General features: G+C 64.7%; 1 protein-coding gene. It reads left to right on the top strand.

Features of this window, described 5'->3' with window-relative positions; all coding sequences use genetic code 11:
- Positions 1-860 (top strand): S16 family serine protease (locus tag JHD07_RS33660; RefSeq protein WP_291629996.1); only part of this gene is annotated, 860 nt, incomplete at both ends.

The raw sequence follows: 860 nt of genomic DNA, 5'->3' as shown, positions 1-860 counted from the left end.
GGCTACACCGAGAACGAGAAGGTCGAGATCTCGCGCAAGCACCTGATCCCAAACGCGGTGTCCAAGCACGGCCTGGACTCCAAGGAGTTCTCGATCGACGACGATGCGCTGCTGCTGCTGATCCGCCGCTACACCCGCGAAGCGGGCGTGCGCAACCTGGAGCGTGAGCTCTCCACACTTGCCCGCAAGGCGGTGAAGGAGCTGATGATCTCCAAGAAGAAGTCGGTCAAGGTCACCGAGAAGACTCTGGAAGAGCTCCTCGGCGTGCCGAAGTACCGCTTCGGCGAGATCGAGAGCGAACCGCAGGTCGGTATCGTCACCGGCCTTGCCTGGACCGACGTGGGCGGCGAACTGCTGACCATCGAAGGCGTCATGATGCCCGGCAAGGGCAAGATGACGGTCACCGGCAATCTGCGCGACGTCATGAAGGAGTCGATCTCGGCGGCGGCATCCTACGTCCGCTCGCGGGCGATCAACTACGGCGTCGAGCCGCCACTGTTCGACAGGCGCGACATCCACGTGCACGTGCCGGAAGGTGCGACGCCGAAGGATGGTCCGTCCGCAGGCGTTGCCATGGCCACCGCGATCATCTCGGTCATGACCGGCATTCCGGTCCGCCACGATGTCGCGATGACCGGCGAGATCACGCTGCGCGGCCGCGTGCTGCCGATCGGCGGCCTCAAGGAGAAGCTGCTGGCTGCGGCCCGCGGCGGCATCAAGACGGTGCTGATCCCCGAGGACAACGCCAAGGATCTCACGGAGATTTCCGATGCGATCAAGGGCGGCATGGAGATCATCCCGGTCTCGCGCCTCGACGACGTCGTCGCCAAGGCGCTGGTGAAGAAGCCGGTGCCGATCGT

The organism is Bradyrhizobium sp. (assembly GCF_016462955.1).
Lineage (GTDB): Bacteria > Pseudomonadota > Alphaproteobacteria > Rhizobiales > Xanthobacteraceae > Bradyrhizobium.
This window is presented reverse-complemented; position numbering and strand designations above follow the sequence as displayed.